18 protein-coding genes and 1 other RNA gene are annotated in these 21,505 nt (G+C 71.8%); 9 read left to right on the plus strand and 10 right to left on the minus strand.

The genetic code is table 11. The features are described 5' to 3' along the window. Positions 1 to 43 precede the first annotated feature (43 nt). The 3 genes from ABME01_RS08900 (at position 44) to rnpB (ending at position 2,130) form a co-directional block, all read left to right on the plus strand. A complete protein-coding gene (locus ABME01_RS08900) occupies positions 44 to 865 on the plus strand; it encodes a Nif3-like dinuclear metal center hexameric protein (protein WP_353828035.1) in 822 nt (273 codons plus the stop codon). A 46-nt stretch (positions 866 to 911) separates the two neighbouring features. Next, positions 912 to 1,649: a zinc ribbon domain-containing protein gene (locus tag ABME01_RS08905; RefSeq protein ID WP_353828036.1), complete on the plus strand. Its 738-nt coding sequence runs from the start codon at positions 912 to 914 to the stop codon at positions 1,647 to 1,649. 105 nt (positions 1,650 to 1,754) lie between these two features. Next, positions 1,755 to 2,130: RNase P RNA component class A (gene rnpB, locus ABME01_RS08910), an RNA gene on the plus strand. 31 nt (positions 2,131 to 2,161) lie between these two features. Here the strand turns inward: rnpB and ppgK are convergent. Then, positions 2,162 to 2,917, minus strand: a complete 756-nt coding sequence (gene ppgK / locus ABME01_RS08915) for a polyphosphate--glucose phosphotransferase (protein ID WP_353828037.1) — start codon at positions 2,915 to 2,917, stop codon at positions 2,162 to 2,164. 71 nt (positions 2,918 to 2,988) lie between these two features. Next, positions 2,989 to 3,852, minus strand: coding sequence for a type I methionyl aminopeptidase (gene map / locus ABME01_RS08920; protein WP_353828038.1), 864 nt, complete (start codon positions 3,850 to 3,852; stop codon positions 2,989 to 2,991). 11 nt (positions 3,853 to 3,863) lie between these two features. Between map and ABME01_RS08925 the strand changes: the two genes are divergently transcribed. Further along, on the plus strand, positions 3,864 to 4,049 hold the full coding sequence (locus ABME01_RS08925; protein ID WP_353828039.1) for an SPOR domain-containing protein: 186 nt from the start codon (positions 3,864 to 3,866) through the stop codon (positions 4,047 to 4,049). A gap of 58 nt (positions 4,050 to 4,107) precedes the next feature. Here ABME01_RS08925 and panB read toward each other — a convergent pair whose 3' ends face one another. Continuing rightward, positions 4,108 to 4,995, minus strand: a complete 888-nt coding sequence (gene panB, locus ABME01_RS08930; RefSeq protein ID WP_353828040.1) for a 3-methyl-2-oxobutanoate hydroxymethyltransferase — start codon at positions 4,993 to 4,995, stop codon at positions 4,108 to 4,110. An 87-nt stretch (positions 4,996 to 5,082) separates the two neighbouring features. Between panB and glnA (ABME01_RS08935) the strand changes: the two genes are divergently transcribed. Next, positions 5,083 to 6,420: a type I glutamate--ammonia ligase gene (gene glnA / locus ABME01_RS08935; protein ID WP_353828041.1), complete on the plus strand. Its 1,338-nt coding sequence runs from the start codon at positions 5,083 to 5,085 to the stop codon at positions 6,418 to 6,420. A gap of 13 nt (positions 6,421 to 6,433) precedes the next feature. Continuing rightward, the gene (locus ABME01_RS08940) at positions 6,434 to 9,448 is read left to right on the plus strand and encodes a bifunctional [glutamine synthetase] adenylyltransferase/[glutamine synthetase]-adenylyl-L-tyrosine phosphorylase (RefSeq protein WP_353828042.1); all 3,015 of its coding nucleotides are present in this window, start codon (positions 6,434 to 6,436) and stop codon (positions 9,446 to 9,448) included. Positions 9,449 to 9,589: 141 nt separating this feature from the next. On the opposite strand, the gene glnA (ABME01_RS08945) is transcribed toward ABME01_RS08940, so the two are convergent. Further along, positions 9,590 to 11,014, minus strand: a complete 1,425-nt coding sequence (gene glnA / locus ABME01_RS08945; RefSeq protein WP_353828043.1) for a type I glutamate--ammonia ligase — start codon at positions 11,012 to 11,014, stop codon at positions 9,590 to 9,592. Positions 11,015 to 11,153: 139 nt separating this feature from the next. On the opposite strand from glnA (ABME01_RS08945), the gene ABME01_RS08950 reads away from it, so the two are divergent. After that, entirely contained in the window at positions 11,154 to 11,585 is a 432-nt protein-coding gene (locus ABME01_RS08950) for an RDD family protein (RefSeq protein WP_353828044.1), read from the plus strand. Between the two features lie 91 nt (positions 11,586 to 11,676). On the opposite strand, the gene ABME01_RS08955 is transcribed toward ABME01_RS08950, so the two are convergent. The 3 genes from ABME01_RS08955 to lipB form a co-directional block, all read right to left on the minus strand. Further along, complete coding sequence (locus tag ABME01_RS08955; RefSeq protein WP_353828045.1) at positions 11,677 to 12,399, minus strand: DUF4191 domain-containing protein; 723 nt, start codon at positions 12,397 to 12,399, stop codon at positions 11,677 to 11,679. 64 nt (positions 12,400 to 12,463) lie between these two features. Beyond that, complete coding sequence (lipA, locus tag ABME01_RS08960) at positions 12,464 to 13,453, minus strand: lipoyl synthase (RefSeq protein ID WP_353828046.1); 990 nt, start codon at positions 13,451 to 13,453, stop codon at positions 12,464 to 12,466. Continuing rightward, on the minus strand, positions 13,450 to 14,091 hold the full coding sequence (gene lipB, locus ABME01_RS08965; protein ID WP_353828047.1) for a lipoyl(octanoyl) transferase LipB: 642 nt from the start codon (positions 14,089 to 14,091) through the stop codon (positions 13,450 to 13,452). The genes lipA and lipB overlap by 4 nt, the downstream gene beginning before the upstream one ends. Before the next feature lie 113 nt (positions 14,092 to 14,204). Between lipB and ABME01_RS08970 the strand changes: the two genes are divergently transcribed. After that, complete coding sequence (locus tag ABME01_RS08970) at positions 14,205 to 15,680, plus strand: serine/threonine-protein kinase (RefSeq protein ID WP_353828048.1); 1,476 nt, start codon at positions 14,205 to 14,207, stop codon at positions 15,678 to 15,680. Here ABME01_RS08970 and sucB read toward each other — a convergent pair. From sucB to ABME01_RS08985, 3 genes are all read right to left on the minus strand, one after another. Then, entirely contained in the window at positions 15,677 to 17,140 is a 1,464-nt protein-coding gene (gene sucB, locus ABME01_RS08975; RefSeq protein ID WP_353828049.1) for a 2-oxoglutarate dehydrogenase, E2 component, dihydrolipoamide succinyltransferase, read from the minus strand. The genes ABME01_RS08970 and sucB overlap by 4 nt on opposite strands. 69 nt (positions 17,141 to 17,209) lie before the next feature. Next, positions 17,210 to 18,583, minus strand: a complete 1,374-nt coding sequence (gene lpdA / locus ABME01_RS08980) for a dihydrolipoyl dehydrogenase (RefSeq protein ID WP_353828050.1) — start codon at positions 18,581 to 18,583, stop codon at positions 17,210 to 17,212. Positions 18,584 to 18,678: 95 nt separating this feature from the next. Next, positions 18,679 to 20,148, minus strand: a complete 1,470-nt coding sequence (locus ABME01_RS08985) for a leucyl aminopeptidase (protein ID WP_353828051.1) — start codon at positions 20,146 to 20,148, stop codon at positions 18,679 to 18,681. A gap of 87 nt (positions 20,149 to 20,235) precedes the next feature. On the opposite strand from ABME01_RS08985, the gene ABME01_RS08990 reads away from it, so the two are divergent. Next, positions 20,236 to 21,153 carry a proteasome assembly chaperone family protein gene (locus ABME01_RS08990; RefSeq protein WP_353828052.1) on the plus strand — a complete coding sequence of 306 codons (918 nt, stop codon included), beginning with the start codon at positions 20,236 to 20,238 and terminating at the stop codon, positions 21,151 to 21,153. Positions 21,154 to 21,505 lie beyond the last annotated feature (352 nt).

Raw genomic sequence — 21,505 nt, forward strand, 5'->3', positions numbered from 1 at the left:
CGCGGGCCCGGCTCGCCGCGAGGTTCGGCGTAGGCTGGGGCGCGTGCCAGTCCGCCTCGCCGACGTCCTCTCGACCGTGGAGCGCCTGTGGCCCGTCTCCGGAGCGGAGCCGTGGGATGCGCCCGGCCTCGTGACCGGCGACCCGTCGCGCGAGGTCTCGCGCGTGCTCCTGGTCGTCGATGCCGTCGCCGCGACGGTCGACGAGGCGATCTCGAGCGGTGCCGACCTCGTGATCGCGCACCATCCGCTGCTGCTGCGCGGCGTGACCTCGGTCGCGGAGGACCGCTACAAGGGCGCGCTGCTCACGCGGCTCATCCGCGCCGACTGCGCGCTCGTGGGCGCGCACACGAACGCCGACGTCGTGGAGACCGGCACCTCCGCGGTGCTGGCCGACCGGCTCGGGCTGGTCGACGCCCGGCCGATCGTGCCCGGCGCGACGGACCCGGCGCGCGGGCTCGGGCGGGTCGGACGACTCCCCGAGCCGACGACGCTGGGTCGACTGGCGCGCAGGCTCGCCGAGATCCTGCCCCCGACCGCGTCCGGCGTCCGGGCGGCGGGCGGCTTCGACGACCGCGTGGAGACAATCGCCGTCTGCGGCGGAGCCGGCGACTCCCTGCTCGGCCACGAGGCCGTCCGCGGCGCCGACGCGTACGTGACCGCCGACCTCCGCCACCATCCGGCCTCGGAAGCGCGCGAGCAGGCGCTGCTCGGCGGCGGCCCGGCCCTGCTCGACGTCTCGCACTGGGCGAGCGAATGGCTGTGGCTCGATGCCGCGGCGACCGAGTTGCGCGCCGCGCACGCCGACCTCGAAGTCGCGGTGAGCGAGCTCCGCACCGACCCGTGGGACTTCCAGGTCGTCCAGTGACGGCCGTCCCGATCCGCATACCAGCCCCGATCCCGAGGAGCACCACGTGAAGGCTAGTCCCGAAGACCAGGAGCAGCTGCTCCGCCTCCAGGCCATCGACACCCGACTCCAGCAGCTCGCGCACCGGTTGCGCTCGCTGCCCCAGACCGCCGAGCTCGCCGCCCTCGCCGAGCGCGACACCGGCGTGCGCGGCAGGCGAGCGGAGGCGGTCGGAACGCTCGAGGACACACGCACGGAGCTCGGTCGCATCGAGTCCGACGTCGAGGTCGTCGAGAAGCGGATCGCACGCGACGGCGATCGCCTCACGCACACGTCGTCGATGAAGGACGTCCAGGCGCTCGAGGCCGAGCTGGCCTCGTTGCGCAAGCGGCTCGGCGACCTCGAGGACGCCGAGCTCATCGTCATGGAGAAGGTCGAGGAGGCCGAGTCGCGCGTCGCGGAACTCGACCGGGAGCGGGCAGAGCTGGCCGCGTCGGTCGCCGAGCTCGAGGCGGCTCGGGATGAGGCCGCAGGCGGCCTCGGCACCGAGCGCGAGCAGGCCGAGCGCGACCGCGGCACCATCGCGGCAACGGTGCCCGATGAGCTGCTGCGGTTCTACGAGGACCGCCGGGTGCGTGGCGGCGGCGTGGGCGCCGCGCTGCTCCGGCAGCGCACGTGCGGCGGCTGCACGATCACGCTCACCGGCAGCGACCTGGAGTCCGTGCGGCGCGCCGCGCCCGACGAGGTCGTGCAGTGCCCGGAGTGCGACCGGATCCTCGTCCGGACGGCCGAGTCCGGCCTCTGAGTCCGGCCTCTGAGTCCGGTCGACCGCTCGAGGCTCCCGCGTCGGATCGGGCGGCCATCGGGTGGGCGCGCGGCCGCTCGCCGGGCGGTAGCCTAGAGGGGCGAGCGGGTCGGCAAGACGGTCGCGTCGCCCGAGTGATCGGGCGCCGAGGAACGTCCGGGCTCCGCAGGGCAGGACGGTGGGTAACGCCCACCCGGGGTGACCCGCGAGACAGTGCCACAGAAAGCAGACCGCCACGGGCCTCGGCCCGCGGTAAGGGTGAAACGGTGGGGTAAGAGCCCACCAGCGGCCGCGGTGACGCGGTCGGCTCGGTAAACCTCGTCCGGAGCAAGGCCAGACAGGGAACGATGGGGCTGCCCGTCCCGTTCCCGGGTAGGCCGCTGGAGGGTCACGGCGACGTGACTCCGAGAGAGATGGCCGTCCAGCCGGTGTCGCGCAAGCGCCCGGTGAACAGAACCCGGCGTATCAGCCGGCCCGCTCGCCTCAGCCCGGTCGGATTCCCGGTGACCGGCTCAGAACTTCGCCGCCAGCGCGGCCGCGCCGAGGATCCCTGCGTTGTTGCGGTGGACCGCCGGCACGATCCTGGTCTTCAGGTCCAGCAGCGGCAGGAAGTGCTCGTGGTGCTTGGACACGCCGCCGCCGACGACGAACAGGTCGGGGGAGAAGAGGAACTCCACGTGCGAGTAGTACCGCTGGAGTCGCTTCGCCCAGTGCTCCCATGAGAGGCCCTGGCGCTCCATCACCGAGTACGCCGCGCGCGACTCCGCGTCGTGTCCGTCGATCTCGAGGTGGCCGAGCTCGCTGTTCGGCACGACGACCCCGTCCCAGATGAGCGCCGAGCCGATCCCCGTCCCGAGCGTCGTGAGGATCACGAGGCCGTCCTCGTCGCGGGCGGCGCCGAACTGCGCCTCGGCGTAGCCGGCGGCATCCGCGTCGTTGATGAAGTGGATCTCGCTCCGCAGCTCCCGCTCGAACATCCGCTCGGCGTCGAGGCCGATCCACTCGTCCGAGACGTTCGCGGCCGAGAGCGTCCGGCCGTGCTTCACGATCGCCGGGAAGCACACCCCGAGCGGGAGCGACGTGTGGCCCAGGTCGGCGACCTGCGCGAGGAGGTCGCCGGTGGCGGCGAGGATGTCGCCCGGCCGCCCGCCCGCGGGCGTCTTGACCTTGATCCGGTCGGTCACGAGCTCGCCGGTGCCGAGGTCGACGACCGCGCCCTTGATGCCCGTTCCGCCGATGTCGATGCCGATCGCGCGATTGGTCGCCATGGCGCCACCCTATCGCGCGACGCGACGGCGACCGGGCGGGGCCGCGCGCTCCTGCTGGCCGCCGCGTGCGGTCAGGGGAGCGTCAGGATGTCGGCACCGCGCTCCGTGACCACGAGCGTGTGCTCGAACTGCGCGGTCAGCCTCCGGTCGCGCGTCACGACCGTCCAGTCGTCGGCCCAGAGGTCCCACTCGATCGTGCCGAGGGTCAGCATCGGCTCGATCGTGAAGACCATTCCGGGCTCGAGGACCGTGGTCGCGTTCGGGTCGTCGAAGTGCGGGATGACGAGTCCGGTGTGGAAGGCGCGACCGACGCCGTGGCCGGTGTAGTCGCGCACGACGCCGTAGCCGAACCGCTTCGCGTACGACTCGATCGCCCGTCCGATGACGTTCACCTGACGGCCGGGGGCGACCGCCCGGATGCTGCGCGCGAGCGCCTCCCGCGTGCGCTCGACGAGCAGGCGGGACTCCTCGTCCGCCTCGCCGACGAGGAACGTCGCGTTCGTGTCGCCGTGCATGCCGTCGAGGTACGCGGTGACGTCGATGTTCACGAGGTCGCCGTCCTCGAGGACGGTGTCGTCGGGGATGCCGTGGCAGATGACCTCGTTGACCGACGTGCACGAGGACTTCGGGTACCCCCGGTAGCCGAGCGTCGACGGGTAGGCGCCGTGGGCGACCACGTACTCGTGCGCGATGCGGTCGAGCTCGTCGGTCGTCGTCCCGGGGCGGATGGCCTCCGAGGCGGCCGCGATCGCTCCGGCGGCGATCCGGCCGGCGGCGCGGATCCGCTCGACCTCCTGGGGCGTGTACCGATCCCCGCCGGTGTTCGGCGTCGGCGCGGTCCGGCCAACGTATTCCGGGCGCGGGATGTCGGACGGGACGGCGCGCGCGGGTGAGCGTCGGCCGGGGATCAGGAGGCCGGCGGAGTCCTTGGGCATAGGATCAGCTTATGTCGAGGGACGTCGAGCATCAGTTCTGGTACAACCTCAACACGGGCGAGGTCGAGGAGGGGTTCGTCTCGCCGGCCGTCGAGCGCGTCGGTCCGTTCGAGACGCGTGCCGAGGCCGAGCAGGCCCTGGAGATCCTCCGCGCGAACAGCGCCAAGTGGGCCGAGGAGGAGGCCGCAGAGGAGTGAGCGGTGCCCGGCGGAGCTCCCGTCGGGCCTCCTCCGCAGGGCGGGCGCGACCGAGCCGTCAGTACGAGTGCTCCTCGGTCGGGTAGGCGCCGGATGCGACATCCGCCCGCCACTCCTTCGCGGCGTCCGCGAGCACGCCCGCCAGGTTCGCGTACTGCTTGACGAACCGGGGGATCCGGCCGGTCGTGAGGCCGGCCCAGTCGGTCCACACGAGCAGCTGGCCGTCGCAGTGCGGCCCGCCCCCGACCGAGAGCGTCGGGATGTCGAGGAGCTCGGTGACCTGGCGCGCCGCATCGGCCGGCACCATCTCGAGCACGACCGCGAACGCCCCGGCCTCCTGGACCGCCTTCGCGTCGGCGAGCAGTTGCCTCACGCCCTCGCCGCGGCCCTGGATGATGTGCCCGCCCAGGCCGTGCTCGCTCTGCGGGGTGTAGCCGATGTGGGCCATGACCGGGATCCCGGCGCCGACGATCCTGCGGATCTGCTTCTGGCTGCGTTCGCCGCCCTCGAGCTTGACCGCGTGCGCACCCGCCTCCTTCATGAATCGGATGGCGGTGTGCAGCGCCTCGTCCGGGCCGTTCTCGTACGAACCGAAGGGCATGTCGGCGACGACGAAGGCGCGCTCGACCGCGCCCGCGACGGCGCGGGTCATCGGGATCAGCTCGTCGACCGTGACCGGCAGCGTGGTCTCGTAGCCGAGCACGTTGTTGCCGGCCGAGTCGCCGACGAGCAGGAAGTCGATGCCGGCCTGGTCGAAGATCCGGGCCGTGAGCTGGTCGTAGCTGGTGAGGCCGGTGATCTTGATGCCGTCGCGCTTGGCCGTCTGGAAGTGGCGGGTGCGCACGCGCTTCGGACCGCTCGAGGCGACCGACGCGCCGCCGTAGGGGTTCTCAACCTGCTGGGATTCCGGGGCGCTCTCCGCGCCGCCTGATGCGTGGTCGGACATGGCGCCAGTCTCGCACAGGGCGGCGGACATCCGGACGGGCCGGGGAGGTGCGACCCAGTACGCTGAGAGCATCGAGGAAGGGTGTGCATGGACAAGCAGCGCGACTTCGTTCTCCGGACGATCGAGGAACGCGGAGTCAAGTTCGTCAGGCTCTGGTTCACCGACGTGGTCGGGACCCTGAAGTCCGTCGCGATCGCCCCCGCGGAGGTCGAGGGGGCGTTCACCGAGGGCATCGGCTTCGACGGCTCGGCGATCGAAGGGCTCAGCCGGACCTTCGAGTCCGACCTGCTCGCCTACCCGGATCCGACGACGTTCCAGACCCTGCCCTGGCGCGGCGACATCGACCCGACGGCGCGCATGTTCTGCGACATCACCACGCCGGACGGCGAGCCGGCGGTCGCCGACCCCCGCAACGTCCTCAAGCGCACCCTGGCGCGCGCGGCCGACGCCGGCTTCACGTTCTACACGCACCCCGAGATCGAGTTCTACCTGCTGAAGTCGAGCAAGTACGGCGCCGAGGGTCCGCAGCCGGTCGACTCGGCGGGCTACTTCGACAACGTGCCCGGTGGCACCGCGCACGACTTCCGTCGCCGGTCGGTCCGGATGCTCGAGGACCTCGGCATCTCGGTCGAGTTCAGCCACCATGAGGCCGGCCCGGGGCAGAACGAGATCGACCTGCGCTACGCCGACGCGCTGACGACCGCCGACAACATCATGACCTTCCGGACGGTCGTGAAGGAGGTCGCGATCGAGCAGGGCGTCTACGCGACGTTCATGCCGAAGCCGTTCTCCGACAAGCCGGGCTCGGGGATGCACACCCACCTGTCGCTCTTCGAGGGCGACGCCAACGCGTTCTACGAGGCGGGCGCGCAGTACCAGCTCTCGAAGATCGGGCGGCAGTTCATCGCGGGCCTCCTGCGCCATGCGAACGAGATCTCCGCCGTCACGAACCAGTTCGTGAACTCCTACAAGCGGCTCTGGGGCGGCGACGAGGCGCCGAGCTTCATCTGCTGGGGGCACAACAACCGCTCCGCGCTGGTGCGCGTGCCGCTGTACAAGCCGAACAAGGGCCAGAGCGCGCGCGTGGAGTATCGCGCGATCGACTCCGCCGCCAACCCGTACCTCGCGTTCTCGCTCCTCCTCGCGGCGGGCCTGAAGGGCATCGAGGAGGGCTACGAGCTCCCCCCGGAGGCCGAGGACGATGTGTGGGCGCTCTCCGACAGCGAGCGTCGCGCGCTCGGCTTCAGGCCGCTGCCCGCGAGCCTCGACCACGCGATCGAGTACATGGAGACGTCCGAACTCGTCGCCGACACCCTCGGCGAGCACGTCTTCAACTACGTGCTCGCGAACAAGCGGTCGGAGTGGCGTGAATACCGCACCCAGGTGACGCCCTTCGAGCTGCAGCGCAACCTCGAGATCCTCTGACGAACGGCACCGGATGACGCGCCAGGCCCCGACGCTCGGTGCGCTCGCGCGCGCCGGATTCGACGACCTCGAGCCGGCCGCGGAACACGCGCTCGAACTCGCCGGTGCCGCGGGCATCGACCCGGCCTCCCTGGTCGAGTCGCTCGCCGGCGCGGCCGATCCCGACGATGCGCTCACCGAGCTCCTGCGACTGCGTGAGCGCGCGCCGGAGCAGGTCGACGAACTGCTCCGCGACGAGGCGGCGAGGAGCCGCGCCGCGAGGCTCCTCGGCGCGTCCCGCGGGTTCGCCGAGTTCTTCCTCCGCAATCCCGACGAGCTGAGCCTCCTGCACGACGAGCCCGCGCCGCCGCCCGATCCGCTCACGGCGGCGGAGGAACTCGGCGCGGTGGTCGCCGCGGTCGACGATTCGGGTCCGGCGCTCGCGGAGGCCGGCGCACGCGCACTCCGGATCCGCTACCGTCGACTGCTCGCGGGCGTGGCGATCTGGGACCTGACGCGAGCGGATGCGGTCGGCGCGCTCGACGAGGTGGCCGCCGGCCTCGCCGACCTCGCCGGCGCGGCCCTCGAGGCCGCGTTGCAGCTCGCCCGGCGCATCGTGGGCCGAACCGACGGCGAACCCGCCGCACCCGGGCGCTTCGCCGCAGCGCAGGTCGAGGCGACCCGGCTTGCGATCATCGGCATGGGCAAGGCGGGCGCGCGCGAGCTGAACTACGTCAGCGACGTGGACGTCATCTTCGTGGCCGAGTCGGCCGACGAGGAGACCGCGTCGACCGCGCGCGCCCTCGACATCGCAACGCGACTCGCCGTGACGCTCATGCGCGCCATCGCCGAGCCCGGGATCGAACCGCCGCTCTGGGAGGTGGATCCGAACCTCCGTCCGGAAGGCAAGGACGGAGCCCTGGTGCGCACGCTCGAGTCGCACCTGCAGTACTACGACCGCTGGGCGAAGAGCTGGGAGTTCCAGGCGCTGCTGAAGGCCCGGCCGATCGCCGGCGACCGGGATCTCGGGGACCGGTACGCCGAGGGCGTGGGGCCGAAGGTCTGGATGAGCTCCTCGCGCGAGGGATTCGTGGAGTCCGTGCAGCGCATGCGCGAACGCGTGACCGACCACATCCCGTCCGACGAGGTGGACGTGCAGCTGAAGCTCGGGCCGGGCGGGCTGCGCGACATCGAGTTCACCGTCCAGCTGCTCCAGCTCGTGCATGGTTCGACCGACGAGGCCATCAGACAGGCCGGGACGCTCCCGGCCCTCGCCGCACTCGCCGAACACGGCTACGTGGGCAGGGAGGAATCCGCCGAGTTCTCGCGCGACTACCGTGTGCTGCGGGTGCTCGAGCATCGGATCCAGCTCGCCCGACTGCGTCGCACGCACCTGATGCCCCGCGACGAGGCCGACCGACGTGCCCTCGCGCGCGCGACCGGGCTCGCCCGCTCGGCCGACGAGCTCACGGCCGCCTGGCAGGCCACACGGCGCCGCGTCCGCGGCCTGCACGAGCGGTTGTTCTACCGACCGCTGCTCTCCGCCGTCGCGGGCCTCCCCGCCGACGGGCTCGAGCTCACGAGCGACCAGGCGGCGGCGCGGCTCGCGGCGATCGGCTTCCGCGACCCGCGCGGCGCGCTCACGCACATCGCGGCGCTCACGTCCGGTGTCTCGCGTCGCGCCACCATCCAGCGCCATCTCCTCCCCGTGCTCATCTCGTGGTTCTCCGAGGGAGCGGATCCCGACTACGGCCTGCTCGCGTTCCGACGCGTGAGCGACGCGCTCGGCACGACGCACTGGTACCTCCGGCTGCTGCGCGACTCGTCGGACGCGGCGCTGCGGCTCACCCGGGTGCTCTCCGGATCCACCTTCGTGGGCGAGCTGATGGAGCGGATCCCGGAGGCGGTGGCCTGGCTCGAGGACGAGGACGAGCTCCGACCGCGACCGTACTCCGCGCTCCGCGACGAAGGCGATGCCGTCCTCGCGCGCCACGGAGAACTCGACGCGGCCGCGAAGGTGCTGCGCGCGATGCGGCGTCGCGAGGTGCTGCGGCTCGCGCTGGCGGCGCTCCTCGGCGTCTGCACGGTCGAGGAGCTCGGCCGGGGGCTCAGCGACGTCGTCGAGGCGCACCTGCAGAGCCTGCTCGGCGCCATCCGCCGTGAGGACGACGGGATCGAGTTCGCGGTGATCGGGATGGGGCGGTTCGGCGGCCGCGAGCTCGGGTTCGGTTCGGACGCCGACATCCTGTACGTGTACCGCGCCGCCGGGGCCGAACCCGACGCGGCGCATCGTCGGGCCCTGAAGATCGTCGCCGAGCTCGTCCGCATCAGCGAGGACGCACGGCTCCCGTTCGAGCTCGACGCGGGGCTGCGTCCCGAGGGGCGCAACGGCGTGGTCGCGCGATCGCTCGACGCCTATCGTGCGTACTACGCGAGGTGGTCGCTCACCTGGGAGGCGCAGGCGCTGCTGCGCGCCCGCGGGGTCGCGGGCGATCGCGCGCTGATCGATGACTTCACCGAACTGGCCGACACGGTCCGCTACCCGAGCGTCGTCTCGGAGCAGGAGGTGCGCGAGGTCAAGCGCATCAAGGCACGCGTCGAGAACGAGCGGCTGCCGCAGGGTGCCGATCCGACGCGCCACCTCAAGCTCGGCAGGGGATCGCTGAGCGACGTCGAGTGGTACGTGCAGCTGATCCAGCTCGAGCGCGCCGCCGACGTCCCGGCGCTGCGGACCACGTCGACGCTCGACGCCCTCGCTGCGGGCGTCGCGGCGGACCTCATCGACCCGGAGGACGCCGAGACGCTCCGCGCGGCGTGGATCTTCGCCTCGCGCGCGCGGTCCGCGCTCACGCTCTGGCTCGACCGCACGACGGACGTGCTCCCCGTCGAGCGCACCCAGCTCGAGGGCGTGGCGCGGATCATGGGCTATGCGCCCGGCTCGGCGAGCGCGCTCGAGCACGACTACCTCGCCGTCACGCGTCGCGCACGGGCGGTGTTCGAACTCGGGTTCTACGGGGCCCAGCCGCGTCGGGAACCGACCACCGGCTGACCGACCCGGGGTCGGCTCACCGCCCGGCCCGACGGCGTCCCGCGGCGCCGGCGGGGGCGGCCCGGCTCCGCGCGTCCCGGAACACGACGAGGGCCCCTGCCGTGCGGCAGGGGCCCTCGATCGCTCCGGGGGAGGAGCCGATCAGACGCCGTAGTACAGCTCGTACTCGAACGGGTGCGGGCGCTGCGCGAGCGGCTTGAGCTCCTTCTCGCGCTTGTAGTCGATCCAGGTCTCGATGAGCTCCTTGGTGAACACGCCGCCCTCGAGGAGGAAGTCGTGGTCGGCCTCGAGCGCGTCGAGCACGGCGTCGAGCGTGGCGGGGACCTGCGGGATCGCCTTGGCCTCCTCGACGGGGAGCTCGTAGAGGTCCTTGTCGACCGGCTCGTGCGGCTCGATCCGGTTCTTGATGCCGTCGATGCCGGCCATGAGCTGGGCCGCGAACGCGAGGTAGGGGTTGCCCGACGAGTCGGGGGCGCGGAACTCGATGCGCTTGGCCTTCGGGTTCGTGCCCGTGATCGGGATGCGGATCGCGGCGGAGCGGTTGCCGGCCGAGTAGACCAGGTTGACCGGGGCCTCGAAGCCGGGGACCAGGCGGTGATACGAGTTCACCGTGGGGTTGGTGAAGGCGAGGATCGACGGCGCGTGCTTGAGGATGCCGCCGATGTACCACCGGGCCACGTCCGAGAGCCCGCCGTAGCCGGCCTCGTCGTAGAACAGGGGCTTGCCGTCGTTCCAGAGGGACTGGTGCGTGTGCATGCCCGAGCCGTTGTCGCCGAAGAGCGGCTTCGGCATGAACGTGGCCGTCTTGCCCCACTCGTTGGCGGTGTTCTTGACGATGTACTTGAACTTCAGGATGTCGTCCGCGGCGTGGACCATCGTGTCGAACTTGTAGTTGATCTCGCCCTGGCCGGCGGTGCCGACCTCGTGGTGCGAGCGCTCGACCTCGAGGCCGACCTCGATGAGCTTGACGACGATGTCGTCGCGGAGGTCGGCGTGCTGGTCGACCGGCGAGACGGGGAAGTAGCCGCCCTTGTAGGCGGTCTTGTTGGCGAGGTTGCCGCCCTCCTCGACTCGGCCGGAGTTCCACGCGCCCTCGCTGGAGTCCACCGAGTAGAAGCTGGAGTTCTGCTTCACCTCGTAGCGGACGTCGTCGAAGATGTAGAACTCGGCCTCCGGCGCGAAGAACGCCGTGTCGGCGATGCCGGTCGAGGCGAGGTACTTCTCGGCCTTCTTCGCGACCTGTCGCGGGTCCTTCGCGTAGATCTCGCCGTTGCGCGGGTTGTAGATGTCGAAGACCATCACGAGCGTGCGCTCGGCGCGGAACGGGTCGACGTACGCGGTGGAGACGTCGGGGATGAGCTGCATGTCGGACTCGTGGATCGAGGCGAAGCCGCGGATCGAGGAGCCGTCGAAGAGCTGGCCGACCGTGAAGAAGTCCTCGTCGACGGTCGAGGCCGGGATGTTGAAGTGCTGCTGCACGCCCGGCAGGTCGGTGAAGCGGATGTCGAGGAACTTGACGTCCGTCTCCTTGATGAACTTGAGGACTTCGGATGAATCACTGAACATGTGACGAGGCTCCAAGGGCAGATAGAGGGCGAGGACGCAGTCGTTCGACCGGTTCCCGACGCTATCCGGACGGGGTTTCCCTGCCGTGACGCGATTGTTTCGAGCATGTTACACGCCGGACGGTCGGTAGACTCGTGCGGTGCCCGAGCCCGCGACCGCCCCAGGTGACATCCCGCCGAGCGTCTACCCGGGGGAGCGCCTCGGTCTCCCGGAGGAGGGGCCTGGTTCGGTCGGCCGCGTCGGGCGCCGAATCGTGGCGCTCCTCGTCGACTGGGCCATCGCGAACGTCATCGCGCTGCTCGCCGGACCGTACGCGTCCACGCCCCAGTCGTGGTGGACCCTCGCGGTGTTCGCGATCATGCAGATCCTGTTCATCCCGACGATCGGCGGCAGCGTGGGCCATCGGCTGCTCGGCCTGCGGGTCGTGCCGGTGCGCGGCGGATGGGTCGGCCCGTGGCGCCCGGTCGTCCGGACGCTGCTGCTCGTCGTCGTCGTCCCCGCCCTCGTCTGGGACTCCGACCAGCGCGGGTTCCACGACAAGGTCGCCGGCACGGTCCTCATCCGCGCCTGACGCCGTTCGGCCACGCGGCGCGCGCCTCATCCGGCCCGGAACGACGACACGGCACCCGCCCGAGGGCGGATGCCGTGCGTCGCGCGCGAGCTCAGCGCATCTGGCCGCGCTGCGGGCGAACCCGCATCGGGTCGATGCCCTTCGGGATCGGCAGCGAGGTCTGCAGCGAGTTCAGGCGGTTCGTCACCGCGAGCACCTCGGGCTTGGTGAGGGTCCGCTTCTTCCTGCGCAGGGTCGAGGCGAGGCGGTACAGCTCGACCGAGCCCTCCTCGTGCCCGACCGAGAGCGTGTCGATCGGCACGTTGGGCAGGACGCGCGACACCTTGCGCTTCTCGTCCTTCAGCATCCGGTCGGTGCGCGAGCGCGGACCTTCGCTGATCAGCACCACGCCACCGCGGCCGACGGCGCGGTACACGGCGTCCTGCGTCTTCGGGTTCACCGCGATGGGCATCTCGTTGCCGACCCAGCTGCCGCGGAGGCCGCTGCGCAGCACCGCCCCGACCGCACCGGGCTGCCCGTCGATCTGCTCGTAGGCGGCGCGCTCCGCGCGCCGACCGAGGATCACCAGGGCGACCAGCAGGCCGGCGAGCACGCCGGCGACGACCCACAGGGCGATCGTGAAGCCGTTGCCCCCGCTCAACCAGAGCGCGAGGCCGAGGCCCACGACGACCGGGAGCAGGAAGCCGAGGAGCATGAGCCACTGGGACGAGGGATCGTGGCGGCGGGTCATCTGGAAGACCTGCCACATCTGCTTCATGCGGCCGGGCTCCTTCGGGGGCTTGGGAGCGGACCCGGCGTCCTTGGTTCGTGCCATGCCCTCAAGGATACCGGCGGCCGAACGCCCCTCCGACCGCCGAGGCGATCGGAGGGGCGGACGTTCAGCCGACGGCCTGCGCGAAGCCGAGCGTGGCGTCGGCGAGGTGCGAGAGCTCCTGCGGGACCTCGCGACCCTTCGCCCGCATCGACTGCGCCCACAGCCGGCCCGCGCGGTACGACGAGCGCACGAGCGGCCCGGCGAGCACCCCGAGGAATCCGATCTCCTCGGCCTCGGCCTTGAGCTCGACGAACTCCTCCGGCCGCACCCAGCGCGCCACGGGAAGGTGGCGGGGACTCGGGCGCAGGTACTGCGTGATGGTGATGATGTCGGTGCCGGCGTCGTGCAGGTCGCGGAGCGCCTGCGTCACCTCGGCGCGGTCCTCGCCCATGCCGAGGATCAGGTTCGACTTCGTGATCAGCCCCGCGTCGCGTCCCTGCGTGATCACGTCGAGCGAGCGCTCGTACCGGAACGCCGGTCGGATCCGCTTGAAGATGCGCGGAACGGTCTCGACGTTGTGGGCGAACACCTCCGGCTGCGCCGAGAAGACCTCGCCGAGCAGCTCGGGGTTGCCCGAGAAGTCGGGGACGAGGATCTCGACGCCGGTGCCGGGGGACTGGGCGTGGATCTGGCGGATCGTCTCCGCGTACAGCCACGCCCCCTCGTCGGGCAGGTCGTCGCGGGCGACGCCCGTGACGGTGGAGTAGCGCAGCTGCATCCGGACCACCGACTCCGCGACGCGACGGGGCTCGTCGACGTCGTAGTCGGCCGGCTTGCCGGTGTCGATCTGGCAGAAGTCGCAGCGCCGGGTGCACTGCGACCCGCCGATCAGGAACGTCGCCTCGCGATCCTCCCAGCACTCGTAGATGTTCGGGCAGCCCGCCTCCTGGCAGACCGTGTGCAGGTCCTCGCCCTTGACCAGCTGCTGCAGCTGCCGGTACTCGGGGCCCATCTTCGCGCGGGTCTTGATCCACTCGGGCTTGCGCTCGATCGGGGTCTCCGCGTTCCGGACCTCCAGGCGCAGCATCCGGCGCCCACCGGGATCGGCGCTCATGCGGCCACCACCGGTGCGAACTCCGCATCCAGGCGCTCGCGCACCGTGTCGGAGACCTCGGCCGGCGTGACGGTGCGGCCCAGCTCGCGCGAGATCGTGGTCACGCCGGCGTCGCGGATGCCGCAGGCGACGATCTTCGAGTACGGCTCGAGCGAGTTCGAGCAGTTCAGCGCGAAGCCGTGCATCGTGACGCTTTCGGCGACGCGGATGCCGATCGCGGCGATCTTCTCCTCGACGCCGTCACGGACGATCCACACGCCCGAGCGGCCCTCGACGCGGCGTCCGTCGATCCCCAACCCGGCGAGGACGTCGATAAGCACGCCCTCGAGTCGACGGACGTAGCCGACGACGTCGATGGGTTCGACGAGCCGCAGGATCGGGTAGCCGACGAGCTGCCCCGGGCCGTGCCAGGTGATCTTGCCGCCGCGGTCGACGTCGATGACGGGGGTGCCGTCGGTCGGACGTTCGTCGGGCGAGGTCCGCTTCCCGGCGGTGTACACCGGGTCGTGTTCGAGGAGGATGACGGTGTCCGGTCGCTGACCGGAGACCACCGCCTGGTGGACGGCGCGCTGGAGGGCGAGGCCCTCGTCGTACGGCACGGAGTTGGCGCTTAGCCCCGTGTCGACATAGTCGAGCATGCGGTCAAGTCTACGAGGTGGACCGGTCCTCCACGGTCCGCCGACGATCGCGGTCCTGCGCCCGCGCACCGCCACGCCCCTGGCGTCGCCGCGCCCGGTGCGAGCGTGGAGCCGTGACCCGCCCAGTCGAATCCACCGCCCCGCGATCCGGGATCGCCGACAGCGTCGCGACGGCGCCCCCCGAGGCGCGGGTCGCCGGGTACCGGCTCGTGCGTCGGCTCGCGTCGGGAGAGCGCGCCGACATCCACCTCGCTGCGCGAGTCGCATCCACGGCGGCCGCTTCGGACTCGGAATCCGAATCGGCGCTGGTCGTGCTGCGGCTGTACGGAGTCGAGGCCGACGACGAGGTCATCGCCGCCGAGATCGACGCCATGGCGGGGGATGACGCGGGCATGCTGCCCCGCCTCGTCGACCTGACGGCCCTCCCGGACGGGCGCACCTGCGTCGTGGTCGAGCACCTGCGCGGACACTCGCTCGCCGAGGTCCTCGCGAGGGGGGCCCTCTCCCCGGGCGAGGCGGTCACCGTGCTCGCGCCCGTCGTCGTGGCGGTCGGCCGGCTCGCGGCGCGGGGCTTCGCACATACGCGACTCACCGCGTCGGACGTGCTCATCGACCTGACCGGACGGCCCCGGCTGATCGGCCTCGGTGCGCTCGAGCGGGTGGACCGGGAGGTCCCGGTCGACCGGCGGATCGAGCGGAGCCGGCGTGCGCACACGGCGCTGACGGACCTCTTCGTGCAGGTGGTCGGCCCCGCGCGGACGTCACGCTTCGCGGAAGTGGAGGCACTACTGCGCGAGATGTCGGAGCGCCGACCGTTCGCGCCGGACCACGTGGCGATCGAACGCGCCCTGTTCGCCGCGGCGGATCCGACGCCGATCCGCGTGACGAGGAGCGGCCGCCCGGGCGCCGTGCCCTCGCGGATCGACCCCTCCGGGAACCGGACGGCGGGGCGGCGCGTCGCGGAGCTCGCGCAGATGCCCGCCACGCTCGCCGACGAACTGGGCGAGGCCGCCGACGGGGAGGCCGTCGCCCGGGTCCGACGGCGCCTGACCGAATGGGCTGCGGGTCGCCGGCCGGTGCTCCTCGTCGGCGGCCTGGCCGGCGCGGCCGCCCTCGTGCTCCTGCTCACGATGCTCCCGCCGGCTGCTGCGCCGGCCACGCCCGTGCCGACCCCGTCGACGGGCGAGGCGCCATCCGACGACGAGGCAGGTGGTGTCGGCGCGGACGCGACCGCTCCGGGGGAGTCCGCGTCCGGTGGTGCCGACGCCGTGCCCGCGGTCGTCGCCGAGGAGCCGGAGCCCGCTGCTCGCACCCTGCTCGCGCTGCGGGTCGCGTGCCTCGCCACCGCCGACGCCGTGTGCATCGAGCGCTACGCCCAACCGGGTTCGCCGATCGAACGCCGCGATCGGGTGGTCGCCTCCGAAGGTCCGTCCGATGCCGGCCCCTACGACCCCGACGGCATCCGGCTCGTCGCCGACCTCGGCGACGCCGTCGTGCTGGAGGTGCCGATCTCGACCGGACGCGAACCGGCCTCGCTCCTCATGATGCGGAGCGAGGCCGGCTGGCGTCTGCGGGAGTGGTTCGACTAGATGCCGAGGTCGCCCTCGAAGTCGCCCTCCTCGAGGCGCGCCTTGACGGCGGTCAGGAACCGCGCCGCGTCGGCGCCGTCGATGATGCGGTGGTCGTACGACAGGGCGAGGTACACCATGGAACGCACGGCGATCGCGTCGGAGCCGTCCTCCGAGACGACGACGGGACGCTTGACCACGATTCCCGTGCCGAGGATCGCGGTCTGGGGCAGGAAGACCACCGGCGTGTCGAACAGCGCGCCGCGCGAGCCTGTGTTGGTGAGCGTGAAGGTGCCTCCGGCCAGCTCGTCGGGCTTGAGCTGGTTGTTGCGCGTGCGGTCCGCCAGGTCGGCGATCTGCTTTGCGAAGCCCGCCAGGTCGAGGTCGCCGGCGTCGCGGACCACGGGGGTGAGCAGGCCGCGCTCGGTGTCGACCGCGATGCTCAGGTTCTCCTTGTCGGGGTAGACGATCGAGTCGCCGTCGACGGTGGAGTTGATGATCGGGTACGCGCGGAGCGCCTCGACGGCCGCGAGGGCGAAGAAGGGCAGGAACGAGAGCTTCGTGCCGGTCTTCTCCTGGAACGTGCCTTTGACCTTGTCGCGGAACCGCGCGACGCGCGTCACGTCGACCTCGACGACCGAGGTGAGCTGTGCAGTGGACTGCATCGACACGACGGCGCGCTCCGCGACCACCTTGCGCAGGCGGGTCATGGGCTGCGTCGTCCCGCGCAGCGGCGAGGTCTCGAGCGGCTCGCGCTTCGCGGCGCCGGCGGCGGGAGCACTGCTGCCCGCCGAGATGACGTCCTGCTTGCGGATGCGGCCGCCGACGCCCGTGCCGGTCACGCTGGCGAGGTCTACGCCCTGCTCGTTCGCGAGCTTGCGGACGATCGGCGTCACGTAGCCGGAGGTGCCGGCGTGCGCGCCGCCCTGCGTCTGCGGGGCCGGAGCCTCCTGCTGGGCCGGGGCTTGCTGGGCCGGCGCGGCCTGCTGGGCCGGGGCCTGCTGAGCCGGCGCAGGCTGCTGCTGGGCGGGCGCGGGCTGCTGAGCCGGCGCTGCCTGCTGGGCCGGGGCCTGCTCCTGGGCCGGGGCCTGCTCCTGCGCGGGGGCCTGCTCCTGGGCCGGGGCCTGCTCCTGGGCCGGGGCCTGCTCCTGCGCGGGGGCCTGCTCCTGCGCGGGGGCCTGCTCCTGCGCGGGGGCCTGCTCCTGCGCCGGGGCCTCGTCGGCCGGGGCACCGCCACCGCCGGAGCCGTCGCCGATGGTCACGAGAGGAGCGCCGACCTCGACCGTCTCGTCCTCCTGGACGAGGATCTCCTCGATCACGCCCGCGACGGGCGAGGGGATCTCGGTGTCGACCTTGTCGGTGGACACCTCGAGCAGCGGCTCGTCGACCTCGACCCGGTCGCCCACATTCTTCAACCAGCGGGTGACCGTACCCTCGGTGACACTCTCGCCGAGTGCCGGGAGGCTGACGGATTCGCTCATGCGCTTGTCTCCTTCACAGCGTGTGACGCGTTCTAGCTTATTGCAGTCGTGTTTCGACGGGACGGACGCTCACAGTGCGTGGAGCGGCTTGCCCGCGAGCTTCAGGAAGGCCTCGCCGAGGGCCTCGTTCTGGGTCGGGTGGGCGTGGATCAGCGGCGCGATGTCCTCGGGGTACGCCTCCCAGTTCACCGCCAGCTGCGCTTCGCCGATCAGCTCGCCGACCCGGGCGCCGATCATGTGGACGCCGACGACTGGGCCGTCGTTCACTCGGACCACCTTGATCGATCCGCTCGTCTCGAGGATGTGGCTCTTGCCGTTGCCGGCGAGGTTGTACTCGTAGGACGAGACCTGATCCGCGCCGTACTTCTCGGCCGCGCGCGCCTCGGTGTAGCCGATCGAGGCGACCTCGGGCTCGCAGTAGGTGACCTTGGGGATGTTCACGTCCTCGACCACGATCGGGTTGAGGCCGGCGATCTCCTCGGCGACGAAGATGCCCTGCTGGAAGCCGCGGTGCGCGAGCTGGAGTCCGGGAACGATGTCGCCGACGGCGTACACGCCCGGCACGCTCGTCTCGAGGCGGTCGTTCGTGATGACGAAGCCGCGGTCGATCGTGACGCCGGCCTCCTCGTACCCGAGGTTCGCCGTGACGGGGCCGCGGCCGACCGCGACGAGCAGCAGCTCGGCCTCGACCGTGTCGCCGTTCTCGAGCGTGATGACCACGCCGTCGTCGTGCTGGGTGACGCCCTGGAAGCGGACGCCGAGCTTGTAGTCGATCCCGCGCTTGCGGAAGGCGCGCTCCAGCTGCTTCGAGATCGACTCCTCCTCGTTCGGGACGAGGTGGGGGAGGGCCTCGATGATCGTCACCTCGGAGCCGAAGGAGCGCCAGACGCTCGCGAACTCGACGCCGATGACGCCGCCGCCGAGGATCGCGACCTTCTTCGGGACGAAGTCGAGCTCGAGGGCCTGCTCGCTGGTGATCACGCGACCCGCGATCTCGAGACCCGGCAGCGACCGCGAGTACGACCCGGTGGCCAGCACCACGTTCTTGCCGGTGAGCCGCTGGTCGCCGACGACGACCGTGTTCGTGCCCTCGAGCCGCCCCTCGCCCTCGACGACGGTGATGCCGCGGGCCTTGATCAGGCCCTGCAGGCCCTTGAACTTGCTCGCGACGATGCCCTCGCGGTACCGCGTGACCGCGGGGATGTCCATGCCCTCGAAGCTCGAGCGCACGCCGAACTTCGCCGACTCGCGCGTGCCGTCCGCGATCTCCGCGGCGTGCAGCAGCGCCTTGGTCGGGATGCAGCCCCGGTGCAGGCACGTGCCGCCGAGCTTGTCCTTCTCGACGAGGGCCACACTGAGGCCGAGCTGGACGGCGCGCAGCGCGGCTGCGTACCCCCCGCTGCCGCCTCCGAGGATGACGAGGTCAAAGTTCTGCTCGGACAAACGGAATCTCCCTTGCGCATCGGTTCTGCGGCGCGAGTCACCCGGCTCGTGACCGGGGAACGTCTGGGGGCGAGGAAACGCCCGTGACGACTGTACTACCTGGCGGCGAGGCCCTCGCCCAGCGCGACCAGCGTGCGGACGGCGGCACCCGTGCCGCCCGACCCGGTGAAGCCCCAGGCCGCGGACGAGTTGAACGACGGTCCCGCGATGTCCAGGTGCGCCCACGGGATGCGGGGCGAGTCCTCGCCGTCCCGCCGGCCGACGAACTGCTGGAGGAACACGCCTGCGAGGAGCATCCCCGGCACGACCGTGCCGAGCTTGGTGTTCGCCAGGTCGGCCACGTCGGACTTCAGCAGCGGCAGCAGGTGGCCGGGAAGCGGCATCGGCCACGTGGGCTCGCCCGCCGTGTCGGCTGCGGCACGGACCCGCTCGACGAGCGCGTCCTCGCCCATCAGGCCCGTGATGCGGTTGCCGAGCGCCACGACCTGCGCGCCGGTCAGCGTCGCGACGTCGATGATCGCATCGGGCTGCTCCTCACTCGCCGCGGCGAGCGCGTCGGCCATGACGAGCCGGCCCTCGGCGTCGGTGTTCAACACCTCGACCGTCGTTCCGCCCTTCATGCGGATCACGTCGTTGGGCCGGGCGGCCGTGCCCGAGGGCATGTTCTCGGCGAGGCAGAGCCATCCGGTCACCCGCACCGGGACGTCGAGCTCGGCGAGCGCGACCATGGCCGAGAGCACCGCGGCGGCGCCGGCCATGTCGGACTTCATGCCGACCATCGAGGCACCGGGCTTGAGCGAGAGGCCGCCGGAGTCGAAGGTGATGCCCTTGCCGACGAGCGCGACGTGGACCGTCGCCCCATCCGGCGCGTGGTCGAGGCGCACCAGGCGCGGGGGACGGGACGAACCGCCGCCGACGGCGAGGATGCCCTCGTATCCCTCCTCGGCGAGCGCGGCCTCGTCGAGCACGCGGACCCCGATCCCGGCGTCCTCCGCGGCGGTGCGCGCCGCGTCCGCGAAGACGGCGGGCGGGAGGTCGTTCGGAGCCGTGTTGACGAGGTCCTTGGTCCGGGCGACCGCGGCCACGACGGCGCGGACGCGGTCCAGGCGGATGGACAGGTCGCCCGACGACGCGTGCAGCGTCACGCGGTCAGGTCCGGCCGGCGCCTCGCGGTACCGCGTGAACGTGTACGCGCCGAGCGCGGCGCCCTCCAGGAACGCCTCGGCCCGGTCAGCATCCATGTCTCCGACCGCGAGGGCGACCGAGTCCGCCGAGGGCAGCGATCGGACGGCCGCCCCGGCCGCGAGCCGAAACGCATCGACGTCGTCGGCGTCTCCGACGCCCACTGCGACGATCAGGCGGTGGTCGTCCCCGGGCGCGACCAGGCGGGTGACCTCCTCGATCGCGCCCGTGGCGCCGAGCGCCTCGAGCCTGCCGCCGAGTCGGTCGAATCCCTCCGGGAGGGGTCGCGGCCCGTCGGGGGTGCGGCGGACCGGCACGACGATGGCATCGGCGTCGGAATCGGAGGCGGGGGCGGCGGTGAGCTCGATCGAGGGAACGGACATGGCTTCGATGCTAGGTGTTCGCTGTGGGCACGTCCGACCCGGCGGCGCGCCGGGGAGCCTGCGCGCCGTCCTCGGTACCCTTGGAACATGCGCGATCCCCGCTCCCTGTACGAGCTCGACCTCGATGTCGAGGTGCCATCCGGGCTGCCGCTCGTGGCAGGGCTCACCGGCTTCGCCGACGCGGGTTCGGCCGTCGCGCAGACCACCGAGTACCTCCTCTCGACGCTCGACACCGACGTGGTGGCGACGTTCGACGCCGACGAACTGCTCGATTACCGCGCCCGCAGGCCGGTCATCCTCTTCGACGGCGACCACATCGCCGAGTACCGGCCGTCGCGGCTCACGCTCGACCTGGCCCGCGACGAGCTCGGGCAGCCGTTCCTGCTGCTCACGGGATTCGAACCGGACTTCCAGTGGGAGCGCTTCGGCGCCGCGGTGCTCGATCTGATCGAGCGGCTCGGCGTCGGCTCGACGACCTGGATCAACTCCATCCCGATGCCCGTGCCGCACACGAGGCCGATCGGCGTCACCGTGAGCGGAACGCGGACCGACCTCATCGAGGCGATGTCGGTCTGGCGGCCGACCACGCAGGCACCGGCGAACGCACTGCACCTGGTGGAGTACCGGCTGCAGGAGCGCGGCCACCCGACCTCGGGGTTCGTGCTGCTCGTCCCGCACTACCTCGCCGACGCGGAGTTCCCGTCGGCGGCCATCGCGGCCCTGGAGGCCGTGAGCGCGTCGACCGGACGCATCTTCCCGACGGACGCCCTTCGCGAGCAGGGGCGCGAGTTCCTGGCCCGCATCGACGAGCAGGTCGCCGAGAACGGCGAGCTCGCGAAGCTCGTGCACACGCTCGAGGAGCGCCACGACGACTACATGGAGGGCACGACCCTGCGTTCGCCGCTCACCGACGAGGACGGGGAACTGCCCTCGGCCGACGAGATCGCGGCCGAGCTCGAGAAGTTCCTCGCGCGTCGGCGTCACCCCGACGCCGACGAGGCGTGATCGCGGCCGATCGGAACGCGCGATCGGGAATGCCCCGCCCCGCGCCGGCGTTGCACGATGCGTGGGCCGAGCGCGCCCAGATCCCGTGTCGTCGCGGGTCCGGAGCGCGTTGAACCCTGTATAATAGGGGGCAGGACCCGGTCTGGTCCGCCGAGCGATGTACGTCGCCACCCGCAGCGGACTTGACATGGGTCCTCATCGTGTCCGAAATCACGTCAGGCGCGAAGCGGTCGCCCATCCGCACGCCCATTCACGGGCAGGCCGCGCGACGGTGAGGAAGAGGTTCAGAACACATGCCAGCCAAGACCACCCCGGCGGCGACCGACGAGTCGGCCGAGACGCCCCGCGGCGC

Origin of the sequence: Agromyces litoreus, assembly GCF_040496015.1 — a bacterium.
GTDB lineage: Bacteria > Actinomycetota > Actinomycetes > Actinomycetales > Microbacteriaceae > Agromyces > Agromyces litoreus.